The 20,103-nt window shown below is 67.6% G+C and carries 20 protein-coding genes; 9 read left to right on the forward strand and 11 right to left on the reverse strand.

The window, feature by feature from the left end:
* Window positions 1-4: 4 nt before the first annotated feature.
* Entirely contained in the window at window positions 5-1,390 is a 1,386-nt protein-coding gene (locus tag HTS88_RS04125; protein WP_174175777.1) for an MBL fold metallo-hydrolase RNA specificity domain-containing protein, read from the forward strand.
* 37 nt (window positions 1,391-1,427) lie between these two features.
* On the opposite strand, the gene HTS88_RS04130 is transcribed toward HTS88_RS04125, so the two are convergent.
* Window positions 1,428-1,697, reverse strand: a complete 270-nt coding sequence (locus tag HTS88_RS04130) for a hypothetical protein (protein WP_174175779.1) — start codon at window positions 1,695-1,697, stop codon at window positions 1,428-1,430.
* A 233-nt stretch (window positions 1,698-1,930) separates the two neighbouring features.
* Between HTS88_RS04130 and HTS88_RS04135 the strand changes: the two genes are divergently transcribed.
* Both HTS88_RS04135 and HTS88_RS04140 read left to right on the forward strand, forming a co-directional pair.
* The gene (locus tag HTS88_RS04135; RefSeq protein WP_174175781.1) at window positions 1,931-3,472 is read left to right on the forward strand and encodes an alanine/glycine:cation symporter family protein; all 1,542 of its coding nucleotides are present in this window, start codon (window positions 1,931-1,933) and stop codon (window positions 3,470-3,472) included.
* A 165-nt stretch (window positions 3,473-3,637) separates the two neighbouring features.
* A complete protein-coding gene (locus HTS88_RS04140) occupies window positions 3,638-4,642 on the forward strand; it encodes a bile acid:sodium symporter family protein (RefSeq protein WP_174175783.1) in 1,005 nt (334 codons plus the stop codon).
* Here HTS88_RS04140 and HTS88_RS04145 read toward each other — a convergent pair.
* The 4 genes from HTS88_RS04145 to HTS88_RS04160 are packed head-to-tail and all read right to left on the reverse strand — an operon-like array spanning window position 4,632 to window position 7,384.
* Window positions 4,632-5,495 (reverse strand): class I SAM-dependent methyltransferase, encoded by an 864-nt coding sequence (locus tag HTS88_RS04145; RefSeq protein ID WP_174175785.1) that lies wholly within the window; start codon window positions 5,493-5,495, stop codon window positions 4,632-4,634. The two genes, HTS88_RS04140 and HTS88_RS04145, sit on opposite strands and share 11 nt — an antisense overlap.
* Before the next feature lie 10 nt (window positions 5,496-5,505).
* Window positions 5,506-6,021 (reverse strand): GNAT family N-acetyltransferase, encoded by a 516-nt coding sequence (locus HTS88_RS04150; RefSeq protein ID WP_174175787.1) that lies wholly within the window; start codon window positions 6,019-6,021, stop codon window positions 5,506-5,508.
* 23 nt (window positions 6,022-6,044) lie between these two features.
* Window positions 6,045-6,938, reverse strand: coding sequence for an SDR family oxidoreductase (locus tag HTS88_RS04155; RefSeq protein WP_174175789.1), 894 nt, complete (start codon window positions 6,936-6,938; stop codon window positions 6,045-6,047).
* On the reverse strand, window positions 6,935-7,384 hold the full coding sequence (locus tag HTS88_RS04160; protein ID WP_174175791.1) for a nuclear transport factor 2 family protein: 450 nt from the start codon (window positions 7,382-7,384) through the stop codon (window positions 6,935-6,937). Before HTS88_RS04160 ends, HTS88_RS04155 begins: the two co-directional genes overlap by 4 nt.
* A gap of 62 nt (window positions 7,385-7,446) precedes the next feature.
* Between HTS88_RS04160 and HTS88_RS04165 the strand changes: the two genes are divergently transcribed.
* Window positions 7,447-8,139, forward strand: a complete 693-nt coding sequence (locus HTS88_RS04165; protein ID WP_174175793.1) for a TetR/AcrR family transcriptional regulator — start codon at window positions 7,447-7,449, stop codon at window positions 8,137-8,139.
* Between the two features lie 148 nt (window positions 8,140-8,287).
* Here the strand turns inward: HTS88_RS04165 and HTS88_RS04170 are convergent, their stop codons facing one another.
* Window positions 8,288-8,623, reverse strand: coding sequence for a cupin domain-containing protein (locus HTS88_RS04170; protein ID WP_174175795.1), 336 nt, complete (start codon window positions 8,621-8,623; stop codon window positions 8,288-8,290).
* A gap of 84 nt (window positions 8,624-8,707) precedes the next feature.
* Window positions 8,708-9,574 (reverse strand): DUF1295 domain-containing protein, encoded by an 867-nt coding sequence (locus HTS88_RS04175; protein WP_174175797.1) that lies wholly within the window; start codon window positions 9,572-9,574, stop codon window positions 8,708-8,710.
* Between the two features lie 125 nt (window positions 9,575-9,699).
* Between HTS88_RS04175 and HTS88_RS04180 the strand changes: the two genes are divergently transcribed.
* From HTS88_RS04180 to HTS88_RS04190, 3 genes are read left to right on the forward strand one after another with little or no spacing between them, the layout of a single operon-like run.
* The gene (locus tag HTS88_RS04180; protein WP_174175799.1) at window positions 9,700-10,161 is read left to right on the forward strand and encodes a MarR family winged helix-turn-helix transcriptional regulator; all 462 of its coding nucleotides are present in this window, start codon (window positions 9,700-9,702) and stop codon (window positions 10,159-10,161) included.
* Window positions 10,158-12,026 carry an AMP-dependent synthetase/ligase gene (locus HTS88_RS04185; RefSeq protein WP_397425879.1) on the forward strand — a complete coding sequence of 623 codons (1,869 nt, stop codon included), beginning with the start codon at window positions 10,158-10,160 and terminating at the stop codon, window positions 12,024-12,026. Before HTS88_RS04180 ends, HTS88_RS04185 begins: the two co-directional genes overlap by 4 nt.
* Window positions 12,023-12,454, forward strand: coding sequence for a DUF2177 family protein (locus HTS88_RS04190; protein ID WP_174175801.1), 432 nt, complete (start codon window positions 12,023-12,025; stop codon window positions 12,452-12,454). The genes HTS88_RS04185 and HTS88_RS04190 overlap by 4 nt, the downstream gene beginning before the upstream one ends.
* Window positions 12,455-12,483: 29 nt before the next feature.
* On the opposite strand, the gene HTS88_RS04195 is transcribed toward HTS88_RS04190, so the two are convergent.
* Window positions 12,484-13,059 carry an SOUL family heme-binding protein gene (locus tag HTS88_RS04195; RefSeq protein WP_174175803.1) on the reverse strand — a complete coding sequence of 192 codons (576 nt, stop codon included), beginning with the start codon at window positions 13,057-13,059 and terminating at the stop codon, window positions 12,484-12,486.
* A 70-nt stretch (window positions 13,060-13,129) separates the two neighbouring features.
* Here HTS88_RS04195 and HTS88_RS04200 point away from each other — a divergent pair, with 70 nt between their 5' ends.
* Window positions 13,130-14,431 (forward strand): hemolysin family protein, encoded by a 1,302-nt coding sequence (locus HTS88_RS04200; RefSeq protein WP_174175804.1) that lies wholly within the window; start codon window positions 13,130-13,132, stop codon window positions 14,429-14,431.
* Between the two features lie 922 nt (window positions 14,432-15,353).
* The gene (locus HTS88_RS04205) at window positions 15,354-16,091 is read left to right on the forward strand and encodes a hypothetical protein (protein WP_174175806.1); all 738 of its coding nucleotides are present in this window, start codon (window positions 15,354-15,356) and stop codon (window positions 16,089-16,091) included.
* Window positions 16,092-16,141: 50 nt separating this feature from the next.
* On the opposite strand, the gene HTS88_RS04210 is transcribed toward HTS88_RS04205, so the two are convergent.
* From HTS88_RS04210 to HTS88_RS04220, 3 genes are all read right to left on the reverse strand, one after another.
* Complete coding sequence (locus tag HTS88_RS04210) at window positions 16,142-17,338, reverse strand: glycosyltransferase (protein WP_174175808.1); 1,197 nt, start codon at window positions 17,336-17,338, stop codon at window positions 16,142-16,144.
* Window positions 17,339-17,375: 37 nt separating this feature from the next.
* Window positions 17,376-18,725, reverse strand: a complete 1,350-nt coding sequence (locus tag HTS88_RS04215; protein WP_246255970.1) for an ABC transporter permease subunit — start codon at window positions 18,723-18,725, stop codon at window positions 17,376-17,378.
* Window positions 18,726-18,995: 270 nt separating this feature from the next.
* Window positions 18,996-19,970 carry an ABC transporter ATP-binding protein gene (locus HTS88_RS04220; protein WP_174175810.1) on the reverse strand — a complete coding sequence of 325 codons (975 nt, stop codon included), beginning with the start codon at window positions 19,968-19,970 and terminating at the stop codon, window positions 18,996-18,998.
* Window positions 19,971-20,103: the final 133 nt, after the last annotated feature.

The following is a 20,103-nucleotide window of genomic DNA, read 5'->3' on the forward strand; positions in this document are numbered from 1 at the left end:
CGGCATGAGGGAGCAGCATCCTCCGACCCTGCGTTTCCTGGGGGCAACGGACACCGTAACCGGATCCCGGTACCTGGTCCGGTCCCAGGGCCGGCACGTCCTGGTGGACTGCGGGCTCTTCCAGGGATACAAACGCCTCCGCGACCGCAACCGTGTGCCCTTCCCGGTCAATCCTGCAAACATCGACGCCGTTGTCCTGACGCATGCGCACCTGGACCACACCGGGTACATCCCCGCGCTGGTCCGGGACGGTTTCCGCGGCCCCGTGTACGCAACGGCCGGCACCACCGAGCTGTGCAAGCTGCTGCTTCCGGACAGCGGATACCTCCAGGAAGAGGAGGCCCGCTACGCCGACCACACCGGATCCACGTCGCACCACCCTCCCGTGCCCCTCTACACGGCAGCCGACGCCGTCCGGTCCCTCGACAGTTTCATCACCCGCGACTTTGACGCGCCGTTCCAGCTGCCCGGAGGCATCGAGGCAACGTTCCTGCCCGCCGGCCACATCCTCGGCGCGGCACAGGTGCACCTCAAAGTGGGCGGCCGGACCGTCCACTTCACCGGGGATCTGGGCCGCGCCCAGGACCCCCTGATGTACCCACCCCGGGCACTGGAACCGGTCAACGTGCTGGTCGCCGAGTCAACCTACGGCAACCGCGAACACCCGGCGGGGAATCCGGAGGCCGAACTGGGCGAGGTCATCACGCGGGTGGCCAAGCGGCAGGGGGTCATCATGATCGCAGCGTTTGCGGTGGGCCGGGCAGAGACGGTGCTGCTGCACCTCTCACGCCTCCTGGCCAAGGGCGCCATTCCGCCGGTCCCCGTCTACCTGAACAGCCCTATGGCCATCGACGCGTCCGGCATGTACCAGCGGCACCGCGAGGAACACCGGCTCAAAGACCAAGAATTCGAGGCCATGTACAAAGTGGCCGTCCCGGTCCGCAGCCCTGACGATTCCAAGCTGCTCAACCTCCGCGGCGGGCCCATGATCATCATCTCCGCCAGCGGCATGCTCACCGGCGGCAGGATCCTCCACCACCTGGCAAGCTATGGACCCGACAGGCGGAACGCCATCATCCTCAGCGGCTACCAGGCGGGCGGCACCAGGGGCGCCTCCCTGGCCGCGGGCGAAAAGTACCTGCGCATTTACGGCCAGGAGGTCAGGGTGGAGGCGGAGGTCATCCAGATGGAAGGACTGTCCGCGCACGCCGACGCCAACGAAATCATCCAATGGATGAAGGCTGCCCCCCAGGCGCCGTCCATGACGTACATCACCCACGGGGAACCGAATGCCTCGGACACCCTCCGGGCACGCATCAAGCACCAGCTCGGATGGAAAGTCCGCGTCCCGGAACATCTGGAGACGGTCTCGCTCGAGAACCCCCGCTGACCAACCGCCGGCAGGCCACACCCCGGGCGCGGGTGTCCTACTCCTCGCTCATCCCGGGGTGCACCGGAACAAAGTCGATCTTGTTGCCCGAGTTCGAGCGGCCTGCGGTCGTCCGGGAGTACCCGCGCGCGTCGAGGTTGTTCTTTGCCCGGAATTCGGCAAGGGCGGCGTCGTAGGCGTGGTTGAGGGCCTTGCCTGAGAACTCGCCGGTGCTGCCGTCGTTGAAATTGATCCTGATGCGGACGCTGGCGGGGTAGAGCCGGTTCATCCGGATGAAGCCATCTGCGTCCTGCTGGAGAGTAATCACGGAGAAACTGCTTTCGTTGTGGCCGGACTCCAGTCTGGCGCATAGTGCACCGATTACCACAAATTCGCCAATGTGACCTGGGGAACAGTCTGGGCGATGACCAAATGGACTCGCACCAGCGTTTTGTGCGACACTTCACAAGTTTTCGTGTGGTGTGCGCCACTCCGTTCACCCGACATCGTGCACCACCGAACCGCACCACCCGCGCTCTTCCATGGAGGGAACCCACACTTATGAGCGATGTCTTATCAGCCATCAACGGCGTGATCTGGAGCGACTGGCTCGTCTATCTCTGCCTCGCCACCGGCGTCTACTTCTCCATCCGCACCCGCTTCCTGCAGGTCCGGCACGTCAAGGGGATGTTCCAGCAGCTGGTCCACGGTGAAAAGTCCGCCTCCGGCGTCTCCTCGTTCCAGGCCCTGGCAATGTCCCTGTCCGGCCGCGTCGGCACCGGCAACGTCGCCGGCGTCGCCACCGCGATCGCCTTCGGCGGACCGGGCGCGCTGTTCTGGATGTGGACCGTCGCCTTCCTCGGCGCGTCCACATCCTTCGTTGAGTCCACCCTCGGCCAGATGTACAAGACCCGCGACCCGCTGACCGGCGAATACCGCGGCGGCCCGGCCTACTACTTCTCCCGCGCCTTCGCCCACACTAAGGGCGCCGGCTTTTTCAAGGTCTACGGCTACGTCTTCGCCGCCGTGACCGTCCTGGCCTGCGGCGTCCTGATGCCCGGCGTCCAGACCAACTCCATGGCCACCGCAATCAGCGGCGCCTGGACCATCCCGTCCTGGGCTGTGGCCGTAGGCTCCGTCATCCTCCTGTCCCTCGTGGTCATGGGCGGCGTGAAGCGCATCGCCAGCGTTGCGGCGTTCGTGGTCCCGTTCATGGCCGCCGGCTACATCATCCTCGCCCTGATCGTCGTCGTCATCAACGCCGCACAGCTCCCGGGAATCCTCTCACTGGTGTTCCGCAGCGCCTTCGGCATGGATTCGGCCCTCGGCGCCATCATCGGCCTGGCCGTGATGTGGGGCGTCAAGCGCGGCGTCTACTCCAACGAGGCAGGCCAGGGCACCGGCCCGCACGCCGCTGCCGCCGCCGAGGTATCCCACCCGGCCAAGCAGGGCCTGGTCCAGGCCTTCGCGGTGTACATCGACACGCTGTTCGTCTGCTCGGCCACCGGCTTCCTGATCCTCTCCACCGGCGCCTACCGCGTCTTCTCCGGCGGCAGCGAAGACGGCGAAGTGCTCGCCGAGGGCGGCCTGCTGTCCGCAAGCGCCGTGGTGGGGCCGCAGTACGTGCAGACCGGATTCGACTCCGTCTTCCCCGGCGTCGGCGCCGCGTTCATCGCCATCACGCTGGTCTTCTTCTGCCTGACCACCGTCATCGCCTACTACTACATGGCCGAAACCAACCTGCGCTTCCTGCTGGGCAACTCGTCGAGCAGGATGATTCCTGGCCTCGGCACCAGCCTCGGCCGCGCCACCACCGTCGCCCTGCAGGTGGCCATCCTCGTCGCCGCCGCCTACGGCTGCGTGAACACCGCCGCTGACGCCTGGGTGATGGGCGATATCGGCGTCGGGCTCATGGCGTGGCTGAACATCGTGGGCATACTGGTCCTGCAGAAGCCGGCCTTCAAGGCGCTCAAGGACTTTGAGCGCCAGCAGAAGCTCGGCCTCGACCCGGTCTTCGACCCCCGCCCCCTCGGAATCACGGGGGCAACCTTCTGGGAGTCCTACAAGCCGGCCGAGCGCGAGAAGGAATCCGCCCGCGTCTAGCACGCACCGCGCAGTACACACTGGACCGTGCGCCGCGCCGCTTGCGCGGCGCACGGTCACACCCCCATCAGCAGGACGCCATCAGGGCGCAGCCTCACCAAGGCCCGGCGTCATCAAGGACCCCTGATTCTGGAACGCAACCTCCGCTGTGATAATCCGGTAGGTATGTCTTCCTTACCCGAATCTTCGACGACGGCTTCAGCCGCCGAAGAACGCAGCGCCCGCATCGCCGTCACACTCTTCCCCGTGCTGATCCTGGCCGGAGGTGCCGTGGCGCTTGCCACCCCCACCTCCTTCACCGGACTCGGCCCCTGGATCAACCCCCTGCTGGGGCTCATCATGTTCGGCATGGGGCTGACCCTTACTCCCCCTGACTTTGCCGTCATCGCCAAACGCCCCGTCCCCGTCGTCATCGGCGTGGTGGCGCAGTACGCCATCATGCCGCTCCTGGGCTGGGTGATCGCGGCGGCACTGGGGCTGCCGCCGGCGCTGGCTGCCGGCGTGATCCTGGTGGGCTGCTGCCCCGGCGGTACAGCCTCCAACGTGGTCTCCTACCTGGCCCGGGGCGACGTCGCCCTGTCCGTGGCCATGACTACTGTGTCCACACTGCTTGCTCCCCTGCTGACCCCCGTCCTCGCCCTGTGGCTGGCCGGCCAGTACATGCCGGTGGATGCAGGCTCCATGGCGTGGTCCATCGTGCAGATCGTGCTGTTCCCCGTGCTGCTGGGGCTCGTCATCCGGCTCTTCCTGCCGCGCCTGGTCAACCAAGCGCTGCCCGCCCTCCCCTGGATTTCGGTCCTCGCCATCACGGCCGTGGTGGTTGCGGTGGTTGCCGCCAGCGCGAAGGCGATCTTCGCCGCAGGGCTGCTGGTCCTTTTGGCCGTGATCCTGCACAACGGCCTGGGCTATGCCCTCGGCTACGGCGCCGCCCGCCTGTTCAAGCTGCCGGTTCCTTCCCGGCGCACAACCGCCATTGAGGTGGGCATGCAGAACTCCGGCCTCGCGGCAGGTCTGGCCCGGCAGTACCTCACCCCCGAATCGGCACTGCCCGGCGCCATCTTCTCCGTCTGGCACAACGTGTCCGGCGCCGTCCTGGCCGCCTACTGGCGCCGCCGCAGCACTCCCGCTTCCCGCGCCGGCGAGCCGGCTCCCGTGGCAGTTACGGAGTAGGCAACTCCCCCGTCTTGCGGGCGACGATGGTGTAGGTGCAGGGCACGAGGTCGCGCTCAGCTTCGGGCCAGGCGAAACCGTCCGGCACCTCCATCATGCGGGGCGAGAACTTCCACGGAAGGGTTTTCCCCTCCTCTAGGCGGAGAATCTGCAGGCCGGCTCCTATAAGGGAGTTGATGATTTCGGACAAGGGTTGCGCCCACTCGTAAGTCCGCGGGTGGGCCACCTTGCCGTCACCCGCGTAGGTGCTTTCGTCGTCCCATATCAGCGCCTCGCCGGTGCCGAAGTACGGGTAGCGGAGCTGCAGCCCCTCGGCGTTCTCATCAAGGGCGTACAGGATGGGATGGCCGTCCCGGATGTAGAAGGTGCCTCCGGCCCGCAGAAGCCCTGCCACCTGGGCAGCCCAGCGGTCCAGGTCCGGCAGCCAGGTGATGGTTCCGATGCTGGTGTACACCAGGTCAAAAGAGCCCACGACGGCGGCCCGGGCGTCGAGGACGTCCGTCTCCACCCACGTGGCGTCAAGGCCAAGACGCGCGGCCAGGTTGGCTGCGGACGCCAGTGCGGCCGGGGAGAAGTCGACGCCGGTGACCCGGGCCCCAGCCCTGGCCAGGGACAGCGTGTCCGTTCCGATGTGGCACTGAAGGTGGCACACATCCAGGCCTGAGACCGTCCCGTCCGGGAGGAACGGCGCCAGTGCAGCCAGGTCCGTCCGGACCACGCTGGTCAGGTGGTCCGGATCGTCCAGAGCACCGGTGCAGTACGCCTCCTCGTGCAGGGGGACCCGGTCCTCCCAGTTGGCCAGGTTGCTGGCGCGTGCGGAATCCCAGTCGATGTCACTGTGGCCTTCACTCATGCTGGCGAGTCTATGCCGGGCCTGCAGGACGTGTGCCGTCCCGGACCATGCGGAATTCAGGCAGCGACTCCCACTCCGGTGGCAGCGTGTTGCGCTTACCGTCAGGCCGGAAGCCCTGCTTGACGTAGAAGGCCAGCGCTCGCGGGTTGTCCTCCACCACCCAGAGGTAGGCCGGTCCGTCGCCGATGGCGGCACGCATCAGCGCTGCGCCGAGCCCTGTTCCGTACGTCCGGCGGAGGGTGTAGATCGAGTACAGCTCCAGCGCTTCGGGGCCGTCGTCGTCGCGGCCGGGCCCGGCGTCCGCGAAGCCCACCAGTTCGTTGTTGGCATCCACGGCGATGATCCGCGGATCGGGAACGGCCAGGTGCGGCCGGCGCCGTTCCACCCGTTCCGGGATGCTGGCCCTGCGTCCGCGGAAGAAACCGGGTGAGAGCAGGTGCGGGTAGCACTCCTCATGCGCCAGCGTCTGCATGAGGACCACTGCCTCCGCGTCCTCCGCTGCGGCCTGGCGAAGCTGAAAGTCCATGGCGCCAGCCTAACCAGTAGCGGTCACGCCTTATGAACCGCCCCGGCCGGAGAGCCGGAAGACTCCAGTACAAAGCGGTGCGCCCAGGACCTGAGACGTGTAGGCACCACTCCGTATTGCGCGGCCAGATCTGCCACCTCCAGCCGTGAATCGTAGGTCTCCAGCAGCGCAAGGAACCCGGCCAGCAGGTCCGGCATGCCGGGGATGGGCTGACCCGGGGGAACCGTCCGCACCGGAATACTGCGCCTGAGCTCCTGCTCAAAAGCCTCCACCACATCACGCCAGGACACCGCCTCCGGCCCGCCGAGGACCAGTACCCGGCCGTCCCATTCCGGGTGTTCCACCGCCGCCAGCACGTACTGTGCCACATCCCGCATGGCCACCAGGGAATGCTGACGCCTGCCCTCCCCCACGAGCGTGACCGGCTGGCCGGAAAGAGCCGGTATCCCCACCACGAGGACCGGCAGCTTATCCATGAAAAGGTTGGGCTGGATGATGGTCCAGGACATCGTGCTGCCGCGCAGCAGCAGCTCGGTCTCACCTTTGGCGGCCATGAAGGGGTTCGGACTGGCGGGGCTGGCGCCGAGGTTGGACACAAAGATAAAACGGCCGACGCCGGCACTGCTGGCTGCCTCAATAAGGTTCCGGTTGCCGAGGCGGTCCACGGAGTCCACAGTGTCCCCGCCGCGGCGGGCAGAGGAATTGGCTGTGGTCACCACGGTGTCCACCCCGTCACAGGCCACCGCGAGGGAGGCAGGGTCCTTCAAATCACCGGTGACTGGCTCGGCGCCGGCCATCACCAGGGCCTCCTGCGCCGCCCCTTGACGGACCAGGATCCTCACCCGGAACCCCTTGGCGAGCAATGTATGGACAATCAGGCCACCCAACTGGCCGGTGGCCCCCGCGACAAGAATCATGATGGTGCCTGCTCCCTGGAGTCCGGGGTGTTCCCCAGCACCCGGCTGACTGCTGCGTTGACGTCGCCGCTGGCGTCCTCCACCGGTTCGAGGTAGAACCGGGCGGACGAAACGAGCCCGTTGGTGACGCTGAAAATGACCACGCCGCGCATCAGGAAGGGAGCGCCGTCGTGCCGTGTCCCGGCCATCTCCCACTCGGTCCACAGGGTGTCATCCTGTAAGGCGGTCCCGCGGACGCGCGCGCGAATATCCGGAACCTGGGAGAAAATCTCCACCCAGTTCTTGCGGACCTGGTCCTGACCGCGGAAGCCGCGCTGCGGGTGGGCGGGGGTCTCATTGAAGTAGTCCGGGGAGAAGCAGGCCGCAAGATCGTCCAGCCGGTGGGCGTTCACGGCACCGAGCAATCGCTGCAATACCTCTTCCGCGGGAGCTGCCGTTCCCATCATTCCCACTCCTCGAATGATTTGATACAGTCGCCTGTATCTGATACTCCAGCATGGAACGAATAATGGCAGACGTCAAGGGTAAGCGCCGGTACAACGCCAGCGGGCGGCAGGAGCAGGCCCGGCGGAACAGGGCCGCCATCCTCCAGGCAGCCGAGCGGCAGCTCAATAGGGGTGGTTACGCCGGCACCACGGTTGCAGCCGTGGCCGGCGAGGCCGGCGTTTCGGTGGAAACGGTATACAAGGCCTTCGGCGGCAAGGCGGGCCTGGTCCGTGCCCTCTACGAGCGGAATCTGGCCGGCGCCGGCACTGTTTCCGCGTATATGCGCTCAGATGCCATGCGGGAACGTGAATCCGAGCCGGCGGCGGTCCTGCGGGAGTGGGGCCTCCTTACCGCCGAGGTGGGTTCGATGGTTACGCCGGTCCGGCTGCTGATGCGTGCGGCCGCCGTCAACGACCAAGAAATGGCTGCGCTTCTCGAGGACATCGAGCATGACCGCCTCAGACGAATGCGGCACCACGCCCGGTATCTTAGGGCCCGCGGCTACCTCCGCGATGGCGTCTCAGCGGCTGAGGCAGCCGACGTCCTCTGGGTCTGCAGCTCGGCCGAGCTTTACGAGCTCCTCGTGCTGAAGCGCGGCTGGTCCCAGCCACGCTTCGCCCGGTACATCACCAGCTACATGTCGGCTTCCCTGCTGCCGGTGACCGCCCAGGGCGGGCCCGGCGGAAGGCCTGCCCCGCCCGAAGAAACCACGTAAGGCGAAAGCCCCGGTTCAGCACCCACCTGGTTGTCATCGTCCCCAGTTCCCCGAGGCCGGTCTCTCATTGGTGCCGGTGCTCGGGCTGGCCCTCGTCTGGTCCGCCCGCGAACAGTATGGCTGTTCGCGCGGCTTCGCGTCACCGAGACTACCGGTCGGTCTTGACCACCGTGAACAGCACCGCTGAGTCCTCCTCGGCCTCGAGGCTGTGCAGCCCGTCCGGAACGATCAGGAGGTCCCCGGCTTTGCCCTGCCATGCCGCGCCGCCGGACTTCAGCCACACAGACCCCCTAATCACGTACACCGTGGCCTCTCCCGGGTTCTGGTGTTCGCTGAGCTGGGTGCCGGCGCGGAAGGCCATAACGGTCTGGCGTAGCTTTTTCTCATGGCCGCCGAACGCCGTATCCGCCGCCCGCCCGCTGGAAGCCGCCACCGCTGCCTCAAGCTGTTGGCGTGCCAGGGCATCAATCGATATCTTCTGCATGCGGACACCGTACCCATCAGGGACAGCCAGAGCTAGGGCCCAGCGTCCCTATCACTGGCCTTAGCAAGCTTGTCCGCCAGCCCCTTACAGCTTCGGGATCAGGACCGGGGTATTTTTCTTATATTCCTCGTACTCGCGCTCGCCGCCCCACTTCTTGTCCGCCTTCTTCTCCAGGAGCGGGATGCCGCTGCCCTTGATCAGCAGCAGCGCCACGAACACCGGGGACAGCAGTGCCACCCACTGCCAGCCCTCCAGCACCGGCACGGCGATCAGGAGCACCCCGACCCAGAGCACAATCTCGCCGAAGTAATTGGGGTGCCGGGACTTTGACCACAGGCCCGTGGAGATGAACCTGCCCTCATTGGCCGGGTCGGCCTTGAACCGGCCCTTCTGGTTGTCCGCCACAGCCTCAATGCCGAAGCCAACAGCCCACACCAGGAAGCCTGCCAGCGCCCACCAGTCCAGCCCCACCCGGGTGGCGGAGGTAATCGCGATCCAGGCCGCTGCCGCGGTGAGGACAACCCACAGGCCCTGCACGGTCCAGGTGTTCAGGAAGCGGAGGAAGGACGGCTTGATTTCGTCGAAGCGGTCGTCCTTGCCGTGCTTGCTGACGCGGCGGAAGAGGAAGCTTCCCAGCCGGAGGGCCCACACCACCACCATGGCCGCCAGCAGCAGGCCGCGCGCATCGACGCCCGGCGTGAGCAGGACCAGGAGGACGGTGATGGAGATGTAGGTCAGGGCGCCGGTGAGGTCGTAGTACTTCTCGGTCTGCGCCTTGAACGCGGGAATAAAGGCCAGCCATTGAATGAGGAACGCCGCCGCCACCCCCAGCGCAAAGAGGGGGAAACCGCCCACGGCGGCACCACCCTGGCTGCCGGCGACGGCAACGAGAGCCCCCACCAGCACCGCAATGACAAAAATGATGAGCGCCTTACGGTCCGAGTCCTTCATGAGGATGTTCCTTTCGCACGCCGGGCCGGAAGCCGCAGGAGGCACCGGCGCAACCGCCTATTCAAACTGATTTGATTACAAGCTTATCTAATTACTATATAGACTAGCGAAGGAGAGGAGGAACCATGAGCGCACGCACGTACCATCCGGCCGCCCTTGCCCTACAGGCAGTGCTGGCACTGGCCAACGAGACCGAACGCGAAGTGGCAGGCAGGCTGGGGCTGAACCTCACCGACTACCGCGCCCTCTCCGCCCTGTCCCAGTCCGGACCCCTGACGGTGGGGAACCTCGCTGTGAAGCTGGGCGCCACGGCCGCCACCACCACCGCGATCGTCAACCGGCTGCAAACCCGCGGCTACGCCGAACGCCTCCGGGGCGGAGGCGACCGCCGCCATGTCAACGTCAGCGCCACCGCCGCCGCCTCCCGGGACATCATGCACCTGATGCGGCCCCTCATGGACGCCACCAACCGGCACATCGAATCGCTGCCCGCCGCCCAGCAGGACGCCGTGGCCGGGTTCCTCCACACCGCCCAGCGCCTCATGCAGGACCACCTGCACACGCTTACACCAAAGGACACCGCTTGAGAGAGTTCTCCACCCCGCTGCTGGTTGAACCGTCCAGCCACCGGAACGCCACGGAGCTGCTGATGCAGCGGTTCCGGACGTCCCCGGACCACGTCGCCTTCGAGGTGCGCGCTTCCGAAGGCGCCATCACGGACCCGTGGCGCCAGGTGACCACCCGGCAGTTCGTCGGGGAGGTGCGCGCCCTTGCCAAAGGCCTCATCGCCGCCGGACTGCAGCCCGGCGAATCCCTCGCCATCATGTCGCCCACCCGGTACGAGTGGGCGGTGGCGGACATGGCAGCGTGGTTCGCCGCCGCCGTCGTGGTCCCCGTCTACGAAACCTCCGCCCTGCCCCAGGTGGCCGCGGTCCTCGACGACGCCGCCGTCCGCCTGGCCATCGCTGGCACCGCCGGGCATGCCCTCCTGCTGGAACAGGGCTTTGAACAGGCCGGACGGACCAGCCTGGGCGTCTGGACCATGGACCCGCGCCCCGGCGCGGACCTTGCCGAGCTGACGCAGCGCGGCGCCGGCGTCCCGGACAGCGCCGTCGAGGAGCGGCGCCTGCTGCCGGACCTCGACTCGGTGGCCACCATCGTCTACACCTCCGGCACCACCGCCGCCCCCAAGGGCGCCCTTATCACCCACGGCAACTTCGTGGGCCAGGTGCTCAACGTGGGCGCCGCCTACACGGGCGTGGTCCGCGAAGGCGGCAACACCGTCATCTTCCTGCCCATGGCCCACGTGCTGGCCCGCGGCCTGCAGCTGATCTGCCTGGCCAACGGCATGCGCATCGCCCACCTCTCCGATCCCAGGGACGTGGTGCCCGCCCTCGGCGTCCTGAAGCCCACGTTCCTGGTGGTGGTCCCCCGCGTGCTCCAGAAGATCCAGGCGTCCGCTGCCGCCGCCGCAGCCCGTAAGCACCTGGGGCGGGTGTGGGTGGTGGCGCAGCAGACCGCGGTGGAGTGGGGCCGGTTCGCCGAAGCGCACGACGCCGACCCCTCCGTCCGCGCCCCGCTCGGCCTGCGTGCCAGGCATGCAGTGTTCGACCGCCTTTTCTACGCCCGGCTGCGCGCGCTGGTGGGCGGCCGCCTGGACTACCTGCTCTCCGGCGCCGCCGCACTGGACGCCGAGCTGTCCCTGTTCTTCCGCGGCCTGGGCCTGCCCGTCATCGAGGGCTACGGCCTCACGGAAACCACCGCGCCGCTCACCGGGAACATGCCGGACGCCATCAGCGCCGGAACGGTGGGCGTCCCGATGCCCGGAACCACCGTGCGCATCTCGGACCGCGGCGAGGTGCTGGCCCGCGGCGTGGGCGTGTTCGCCGGCTACCGCAGGCCGGCGGACAACCAGGACGCGTTCACGGACGGGTACTTCCACACAGGGGACCTCGGAGAGCTCGACGAGCTGGGACGGCTCACCCTCAAGGGCCGGATCAAGGACGTGATTGTCACCGCCGGCGGCAAGACCATCACCCCGGCCATCTGGGAAGGCTATGTGGAGGGCGATCCGCTCGTGGCCCACGCCGTCATGGTGGGCGAGGGCAAACCGTACCTGGGCGGCCTGGTGCTGCTGGACCCCGAGTCGGTCACGGCGTGGGCCGAGCGCGAGGGCATCAACGATCTCGCCGGGCTGCGGGTCCCGGACGACGGCTGCGCCGTCCAGATCGAGGACGCGCGCCTCCTCAGCACCATCGGCAAAGCGGTCAGTGCCGCCAACGCAAAGCTGGCCCGCTCCGAGCAGGTGCGCACGTTCGTGCTGCTGCTGGCCGACCTCAGCGAAGCCAACGGAATGGTCACACCCACCATGAAACTCAAACGCACCGCGTTCACCGAACGCGCCCGCCACATCGTGGAGAACCTCTACGCCGAGTCAAGGAGCCAAGCATGAACACCCGGACCAAAAGATGGCTGCTCTCCTACGCGGTCACCGCCGTGATCTTCGCTGTGCTGGACCTCGTCTGGATCAGCTTCGTGGCTAGCAACCTCTACCAAAGCCAGATCGGCCACCTGATTGCCCCCAGGCCCAACGCTGCCGGAGCCGTGGCCTTCTACCTCATCTTTGTAGCAGGGATGGTGCACTACGGCGTCCGGCCCAACGACGCACACGCCACCCTGCGGCAGCGGGTCACAGGCGCGGCGCTGTTCGGCTTCTTCACCTATGCCACCTGGGCGCTCACGGCGTTTGCCGTGCTCAAGGACTTCCCCGCCGTCGTCGCCGTGACGGACATCCTCTGGGGCGCCGCGGCCTGCAGCCTGGTCACCTGGCTGACGGCCACCGTCCTGCGAAGGTTCCTCGCGAAGGACCGCGCGTCCTGACCAACGCACCCTCCGCCGTCGTCATTCAGTTAAGCGTCCGCGATGTCCTGCAGCACCTCGTTATGGCGGAGGAACCACGGCTTGAACGGCGGATCAAAGCGGGCGAACCGGGGCGGCCCCACGGGCGCCAGCCCTACCAGGTTCAGCGCGGCCTGCAGCCCCTCGTTGTGCCGGGCAAACGCGGCCTCCGAACCGCTGCCAGAGAACCGGACAACCGCTGTCAGGGAGCCGGGGACGGCACGGATTTTCACGTCGGGATTCTGCGGAACGGGTGCCGTCTCTGCGGTGAGCCCCGCAGGCAGCACAAAAGCAACGGAAAAATCAGTGGGTGTGCCGCCCTGCAGCGGGCCGCTTTGGAGCACGGGGGCGGTCATCGCCAGCTTCTGCGAGGCCCCCGGCGCCTGGATGACGGGCGCCGTCATGGCGAGCTTCTGCCGTTCGGTGTTGCTGCCGCTGATGTAGTTGAAGAGGTGCCTGAATGCGGCGTTCCCGGCACGGTCAAAAGTCGCGTTGACCTGGACTTCCGCCACAGCATAGGCGGGATAGCGGCGCAGCTCGAAGTGCGGGTAGCGCCTCACGAGCTCATAGGGTTGCTGTTCAGTCATGGTCCCTCAGACCCTACGCCGCAAAGCCCCGGAGCGTAACCCGCGCGGCGCCATTGGGTAATGTCTGATCATGGACAGCGACACCCTGCTCAACTTCCTGTTGGTCCTCTTCTTTGTGCTGCTGGGCGGGGTGTTCGCGGGCACGGAGATGGCGCTGGTGTCCCTCCGCGAGAGCCAGGTCCGCCGGATGGAAAAATCCGGCAAGCGCGGGGCCCGGATCGCCGCACTGGCGGGCAACCCCAACCGGTTTCTGTCCACCGTCCAGATCGGTGTCACCCTGTCCGGATTCTTCTCCGCCGCGTACGGTGCGTCCACCATCGCGCCGGACGTCGAGCCCCTCCTGGAAGGCGTCGGATTCGGCTCCGCGGCCGAGCCGGTCGCCTTCATCGGCATGACGCTGCTGGTGGCGTACCTCTCCCTGGTGCTCGGCGAACTGGTGCCCAAGCGCCTGGCCATGCAGAGCGCCGTCGGCTTTACCAAGGTCCTGGCCCCGCCGCTGGGCGTCCTCTCCGAGATCATGCGGCCCGCCGTCTGGCTGCTGTCCGTCTCCACGGACGCGGTGGTGCGGCTCTTCGGCGGCGACCCCAACGCCAAGCAGGAAAGCATCAGCTCCGAGGAACTGTGGGACATGGTGGCCGAGAGCGACATGCTGGAGGAACACAGCCGCGTTATCCTCAGCGACGTGTTCGGCGCCGGCGAGCGCTCGCTGCAGGAGGTGATGCGCCCGCGCACCGAGGTGACGTTCATCAACGGCAGCCTGAGCATCGCCGAGGCACGCAGCATGGTGCGGGACGGCCCGTTCTCGCGCTATCCCGTCATGGACAAGACGCCCGACGACGTCCTGGGGTTTGTCCACATCCGTGACCTTATGCCCCGCGAGGGAGGGTACGACGACGGTCCGGTGCGGGGCATCGTGCGGGAGATCCTTCCACTGCCGGGCACCAACAAAGTGCTGCCCTCGCTGTCCCGGATGCGCCGCCTGGGCCAGCACATCGCGCTGGTGGTGGACGAGTACGGCGGCACGGACGGCATCGTCACCCTCGAGGACCTGGTGGAGGAGCTGGTGGGAGAAATCTACGACGAGTACGACACCGGCGTGGACGCCGAGGACCGGATCACACGGGCCAACGGGACGGTGGACGTGGACGGCGCCCTGATCCTGCAGGAGTTCGAAACCGCATCCGGCATCGAACTGCCGGAGGGCCACTATGAGACCGTGGCCGGATACGTCATCGACCGGCTGGGCCGGCTCCCCCGGGTGGGCGACAGCGTAGAGGTGGCCGGGCACGTGCTCACCGTGACGGCGATGGACCGGCTGCGCATCTCCCGGATCCGGGTCACTCCCGCGGCAGGACAGCCGGGCGTAGACTGACGCCACCGCTGACGGTGGAGGCAGGTTTACCGAGGAAAAGGCTCGGCTCAGCCCAGTGCCTCGCATACATCTAAGCTCGTCCCATATGTTGCCAACGACGTGAATGTTGAACCATCCGACTCCAATGAGAAAACCGTACGGCCGTGATAGATATTGCTGCTTGGCCCCGCGGGATCATCCTCCGGAAACAAAATTATCAGCGCGGAACCTCGGATCGTGGAGCTGTAGGTACCGTCTGCGTTGGGGACTGTAACCTGACTTGATCCCGTTGATCTGGTAACTAACTCTTCGCCCGTGTCTAAGTTGGTGAATGTCAGGGTGTAACCCAGCCCAGTCGTCAGGATCCGCACAGGATCGCCGTTCTGGTCCACAAATGTCCTCACCTTTCCCATAGGGTCGGAGCCTTCAATCCGCAAGTCGAAGTCCGGACACGCGATCCCAGCGGGAAGATCGATGGGACCAAACGGTGCCAGGGGATCGTTTGGGATAGGTGGCGCGCCGGCTGCTGCAGTTGGTATTGCCAGTACCGCGGCGGCAAGAAGGGAAACGGGAACTAGTTGACTTAGTGCAGGAAAACGCATGATGTCTCCAATGATCCGGCTTGGACGGTCAATTGACCGCAGCAGAAAGATGGGCTTCCAGAAGGTAGCCGCACGTCAAATGTCGCCGAAACATTCGGCGGGGCGACGCCGGCGAAGCGACTGCCAATGGCAGTGCCGCACAGCGCCGAAACAACTACTGTCGCGTTCCCCGGCATCTGTGAGCCTACTCAGGACTCAAGAGGAGTCAACAATCACTTGCGTTAGAACCGGGCCACTGTCAGGAAACGTCGGAAGAGTCCCAGGGTGGATCCGGGTCACTCCCGCGGCAGGACAGCCGGGCGTAGACTGACGCCACCGCTGACGGTGGAGGCAGGGAAGCCATGAAGAGCATCCGGGCGCAGGTCCTCGAAACTGAACAGAGTGCCGCCCTGGGTCCCGGGGAGGATGAGCGGTTTTCCGGGTACGGGGTGATGGGCCTATCCTTCAGTTCCGGCCATGTCCTGGCCATGCGGCGTTTCCCCGTCACCAGTGTTGGGCCCGGGTATAAATCGGTGTGGCTGCGCCGGCCCGCCGGCTCCTGGACCATCTACGCCGACGCCCCGCCCGCCGTGTCCTGCGCCCGCTACTTCGGCGCCGCCCTGGAGGCTGCGGTCCAATGCCCTGTCACGGTCACCTGGACGGGCGATTCGGCGTTCAGTGTGCACATTGGCGCGGACGTGGACCTGGCCTGGGACATTGAGCTGGCGTCAACGCCCGTCACGCGTGCCATGACGGCGGTGCTGGCGGCCCTGCCTGGCGCGGTCCTGGAGAACACGGCGGTCCTGAAAGCCATGGGTGCGGCCTCGGGACCGGTGTTGCGGGCGGGACGGCTTGGATTGACCGGGGCTGTTCCCAACGGGCAGGGCTTCCGCGCGAAACCCCGCCGCCTGTGGTTCGTGTCCCGCAGCTCGGCCTCGCTGGGAGGGCAAGACTTTGGCACCCTGCAGCCACTGCGCGTGCAGACCCGGCTGGGCGACTTCTGGATTCCGCAGCGTGGCATCTTCCTGATCGGCGCGTCATCCTTTGACGCGTTCGACCCCGCCCGCCATCTCCCCGCCAGCGTTCCCGGGGCTGACTGAACATCAGACTTCCCGAGCCTGGGGACTTCCGGGCCCGGGAACCTGGGCGCCTACGCACCCGCCAGGTTTTCCAGCACACCAAGCGCGACGGCGGTCCCGTCCTCTGCGCGCATCAGCTCACCGGTGCGCGCGGCCTGGCCACGGCAGTTCCCCGCCTCGCCAAGGGCCCGGGCCAGCGTGTCCGCGGAGAGTTTCCGGTACGGGACCGGCTGCGGGCCGAGGCCGCGCCGGTGCAGGACTGCTCCCCAGAACGGCTGGTCAGCGATGAACGGCACCACCACGGACGGAACCCCTGCCCGCGCCACGGCATGGACCGTTCCCGCCCCGCCGTGGTAGATCGCGGCCGCGGCGCGTGGCAGGACCAGGTGGTGGGCCACCGATTTTCTGACCAGGACATCACCGCCCATCGCAGCCGCCGGAATGTCGATCCCTCCCCAGCCCGTGGCAACAAGCGCCCTCAGGCCGTTCCTCCGGGCCGCCTCAATGATCGCTTCGCCGCGGGCCCGGGCGTCGCCGGCCTTCATGGACCCGAACCCCGCGTACACAACATCCCCGCCGTTGAGGAAAGCTTCCAGCTCGTCGTCGATTTCCGTGGCCGCGGGTTTGTCGGCCCAATGGCCCGTCAGGTGCACCGATTCGGGCCAATCGGACGGGCGGGGAAGCAGGTGGGGACTGACGGGGATCAGTGTGGCGCGGGTTTCCGTTGCCGGTGTGCGCCCTGGCGGCAGCAGGTCCAGCGCAGATTGCAGTTCCCGCCTGAACATCAGGGTGGCCGCCCGGGCCGGGGCGTAGCTGGCCCGGTTCAGCGGGCCCAGGCTGGCCGCGGGGATGATGGGCGACGGGAACTCCCTGGTGGGCGTCAGCGCAGGCACGGTCTCCACCAGCACTGACGGGATCCCCAGCCTGCGGGCCGCGGCCGGAGCACTGAGGACCTTCGGGTGATAGACCACCACATCCGGGGCGAACGCCACGATATGCTCCACGGCCGCGGAGAGAAGCTGGCCGACGGCGGGCCGGATCACTGTCCGGAAGGTCCTGGCTGCAGCCCGGGGCGAAACCCCCTGGTCACTGACGAGCCGGGCGAAGTCCATGCGCAGGCTGACGGTGTCCAGGCCGGCGGTGTCCGCGCCGGAGTTCTCCGGAATGGCGATCCGGACCTGGTGCCCCCGGGCCGCTGCGGCCCGGGCCAGGGCAAAGAAGGGTTCCACGTCGCCGCGCGTCCCGGCGGTCAGCAGCATCACCTTCATGGCACGAGGGTCCTTCCCCCGGTGGGGAGTGTTGGCATCATGCTGCCAGGTCCCGCCGGCGCAGGAAGTAGGCGGCCAGGGACGCCCCGGCCGCCGCCACGAGCAGCAGGCCCACCGCCCCCGCTTGGTTGAAGGATTCCACCGGCATGGCGGAGGAGTGCCGGAACGGGCTCGCGTCCTGCAGCCACGCCGGCAGGCCGAACAGCTCCCCGAACTCGCCCAGGACTATGGCCACAGCAAGCACGCCCCACGCCACCAGGATGCTCAGCCGAGGTGCCAGCGCGAAGGCGACAGCGGCCGCGGTCGCGAACACCAGGGCTGCCGGGACGTGGGCCAGCGCCGCCGGCACCAGTGACCAGGCGGGCCCATCGGAGGTCCCTGAGACAGCCAGGCCGACGGCGGCCGCGGCTCCCGCCGTCGTGGAGACCACGGCGGCGGAGACCGCGGCGACGAACAGGTTGGCGCCCAGCCAGCGGGCACGGGATACCGGCGCTGACAGCAGGATCTCCGCCCTGCCTTCCGCCTCCTCGGCACGCATCCGGAGGACTGCCTGGATCCCGGCTGCGGCCGCGAACACCCCGGCCATGCCCAGCAGCGCCGTGACGAACACGTCGATCAGTCCGGTCTGGCCGCCCGGCACCAGCCTGGCAATGAGCTCCCTCAGCGGTGCAATGCTGGAGACTGTTTCGGAGGCCATGGGGCTTAGGACGCCTGCCACCGCTCCCAGGGCGGCGGCCCCCACACACCATCCGGCTAGGGTGGACCGCTGCAGCCGCCAGGCCAGGCCCACAAAGGACCGGCCGCCCACGCCCGCACGCTCTTTGCCCAACCGCTCGGGCAGCAGGCTGGCACCCACGTCCCGCCGTCGTCGGATCACTACCGCAAGCGCCGCCAGGACGGCCGCGGCAGCGAGCGGCACCAGCAGGAATGCCAAGTCCGGGCTGCTGAACGGCCGGGTGCGCTGGCCCCAGCCGATGGGCGAAAGGAGCGACGGCCAGGCACTGGCGACGTGCAGCAGGTCCGCGGACGGTGTCCCCAGCGCGTCCCCGATGCCGCGGACCAGGTAGGCCACGCCGACCAGTCCCGCGGCGGCACCGTTTGCGCTCCGTCCCGAGGGCAGGGCCTGTGCGGCCACGGCCGCAAGTGCCACGAAGAAGGTGCCCACGCTTCCGACGGCGGCACCCGCCGCAGCCGAACCGGCCGCGGGCAGTCCGGCCGCGATAAAGGCGCCGGCCACAAAGACGGCCAGCACCAGGTTCGCGGCGGTTCCCAGCAGCAGCGTTGCCGTCAGGGACGCGGCCCGCGGGATGGGCACCGAGCCGAGGAGTTCGGCCCGTCCCAGCTCTTCGTCCGAGCGCGTGTGCCGCACCACCAGTAAGGTGCTCATGAGGCCGGCCAGGACTGCCGTGAACGCATAGCCCTGAAAGAAACACCACCGCGCCCACGCCGGTTCCGTCCGGCAGGCCGCGGAGGAAGAGGAACGCAGGATTCGCTGCTGCCAGGGTGAGGATGGCAACCTGCGCTGCTTCATCCCCGAACTGGGTGGCGACGGCGGTGGAGGTGGCGAAACTGAGCAGGGTGATGCCCAGGATCCAGACGGGCACCGCCACCCTGTCCCGCCGGGCCTGGAACAGGAGCAGCCGCAGCACCCCGGACATCACAGCACCCCGCTGTCCGTGCGCTCGCTGCTGTCCTTGCCGTTGCCGGCCCGCTTTCCACCCGTCCGCTGTCCCCCGTTACCGTCGCTGTAGTGGCGCAGGAACAGGGACTCCAGCGACGGCGGAGCCACCGACAGGCCGCTGATCCCCGGTTCCGCGATGCCGGCCAAGACAGCCCCGAGGTCCCCGGGGTCGGCGTCGAACTCTGCGGCGCTGCCGGCGATACTCACCCCGTGGGTGCCGGGCATCCCAGCCAGCCGTGCCGGATCAGCCAACCCGGTGACGCGGAAATGCGTGCGCTGCAGGTGCCGCAGTTCGCCCAGGGTGCCCGTTTCCACGGCTGTCCCGGCGCGGATGATGGTCACCCGGTCGCAGAGCTGTTCCACTTCGCTGAGGATGTGGCTGGACAGCAAAACGGTGGCTCCGTCCCGGCTGACCCGCGCAATCTGGCGCCGGAATACGGCATCCATCACCGGGTCCAAGCCGGCGCTCGGCTCATCCAGCAGGTACAGCCGGGCGGGGCGGGCAAACGCCGCTATCAGGGCGACCTTCTGCCGGTTGCCCTTCGAATACGTCCGGGCCTTCTTGCGGGGATCGAACTCGAACTCCGCAATGAGGTCGCGGCGCAGTTTGTCGTCGGCACCGCCGCGCAGGCCTGTGAGGAGGCCGATGACTTCGCCGCCGGAAAGGTTCGGCCACAGGCTCACGTCACCCGGAACGTAGGCAACGTCCCGGTGCACTGCCACCGGGTCGGCCCACGGGTCCAGCCCGAAGACGCGGGCGGTGCCCGCGGTGGGACGGATCAGGCCCAGGAGGATTTGGAGCGTGGTGGATTTGCCGGCGCCGTTGGGACCCAGGAATCCGTGGACCTCCCCCGGCGCCACGCTCAAAGTGAGACCGTCCAGCGCACGGGTTCTGCCGAAGTGCTTAGCCAGGCCGTGGGCTTCAATAACGGGTTGTGCTGCTGCGTTCATCGGCAGTCCGCTCCTTGGCTCGTCACGCGAACGCCCTTGGCGGCGCCAAGGCGTTCCGCAGGCATTGACTGCGGGCCGACCAGGCTTCCCGGCTCTCCGATCCACAGCATACAAGCGCCCGCGCCGGCGAGGA

Origin of the sequence: Pseudarthrobacter oxydans (genome assembly GCF_013314975.1) — a bacterium.
Classification (GTDB): Bacteria; Actinomycetota; Actinomycetes; order Actinomycetales; family Micrococcaceae; genus Arthrobacter; species Arthrobacter oxydans.

Coding starts and splice junctions, on each gene's coding strand:
- HTS88_RS04125 (WP_174175777.1), top strand. CDS start 5: ATGAGGGAGCAGCATCCTCCGACCCTGCGTTTCCTGGGGGCAACGGAC.
- HTS88_RS04135 (WP_174175781.1), top strand. CDS start 1,931: ATGAGCGATGTCTTATCAGCCATCAACGGCGTGATCTGGAGCGACTGG.
- HTS88_RS04140 (WP_174175783.1), top strand. CDS start 3,638: ATGTCTTCCTTACCCGAATCTTCGACGACGGCTTCAGCCGCCGAAGAA.
- HTS88_RS04145 (WP_174175785.1), bottom strand. CDS start 5,495: ATGAGTGAAGGCCACAGTGACATCGACTGGGATTCCGCACGCGCCAGC.
- HTS88_RS04150 (WP_174175787.1), bottom strand. CDS start 6,021: ATGGACTTTCAGCTTCGCCAGGCCGCAGCGGAGGACGCGGAGGCAGTG.
- HTS88_RS04155 (WP_174175789.1), bottom strand. CDS start 6,938: ATGATTCTTGTCGCGGGGGCCACCGGCCAGTTGGGTGGCCTGATTGTC.
- HTS88_RS04160 (WP_174175791.1), bottom strand. CDS start 7,384: ATGATGGGAACGGCAGCTCCCGCGGAAGAGGTATTGCAGCGATTGCTC.
- HTS88_RS04165 (WP_174175793.1), top strand. CDS start 7,447: ATGGCAGACGTCAAGGGTAAGCGCCGGTACAACGCCAGCGGGCGGCAG.
- HTS88_RS04170 (WP_174175795.1), bottom strand. CDS start 8,623: ATGCAGAAGATATCGATTGATGCCCTGGCACGCCAACAGCTTGAGGCA.
- HTS88_RS04175 (WP_174175797.1), bottom strand. CDS start 9,574: ATGAAGGACTCGGACCGTAAGGCGCTCATCATTTTTGTCATTGCGGTG.
- HTS88_RS04180 (WP_174175799.1), top strand. CDS start 9,700: ATGAGCGCACGCACGTACCATCCGGCCGCCCTTGCCCTACAGGCAGTG.
- HTS88_RS04190 (WP_174175801.1), top strand. CDS start 12,023: ATGAACACCCGGACCAAAAGATGGCTGCTCTCCTACGCGGTCACCGCC.
- HTS88_RS04195 (WP_174175803.1), bottom strand. CDS start 13,059: ATGACTGAACAGCAACCCTATGAGCTCGTGAGGCGCTACCCGCACTTC.
- HTS88_RS04200 (WP_174175804.1), top strand. CDS start 13,130: ATGGACAGCGACACCCTGCTCAACTTCCTGTTGGTCCTCTTCTTTGTG.
- HTS88_RS04205 (WP_174175806.1), top strand. CDS start 15,354: ATGAAGAGCATCCGGGCGCAGGTCCTCGAAACTGAACAGAGTGCCGCC.
- HTS88_RS04210 (WP_174175808.1), bottom strand. CDS start 17,338: ATGAAGGTGATGCTGCTGACCGCCGGGACGCGCGGCGACGTGGAACCC.
- HTS88_RS04215 (WP_246255970.1), bottom strand. CDS start 18,725: ATGAGCACCTTACTGGTGGTGCGGCACACGCGCTCGGACGAAGAGCTG.
- HTS88_RS04220 (WP_174175810.1), bottom strand. CDS start 19,970: ATGAACGCAGCAGCACAACCCGTTATTGAAGCCCACGGCCTGGCTAAG.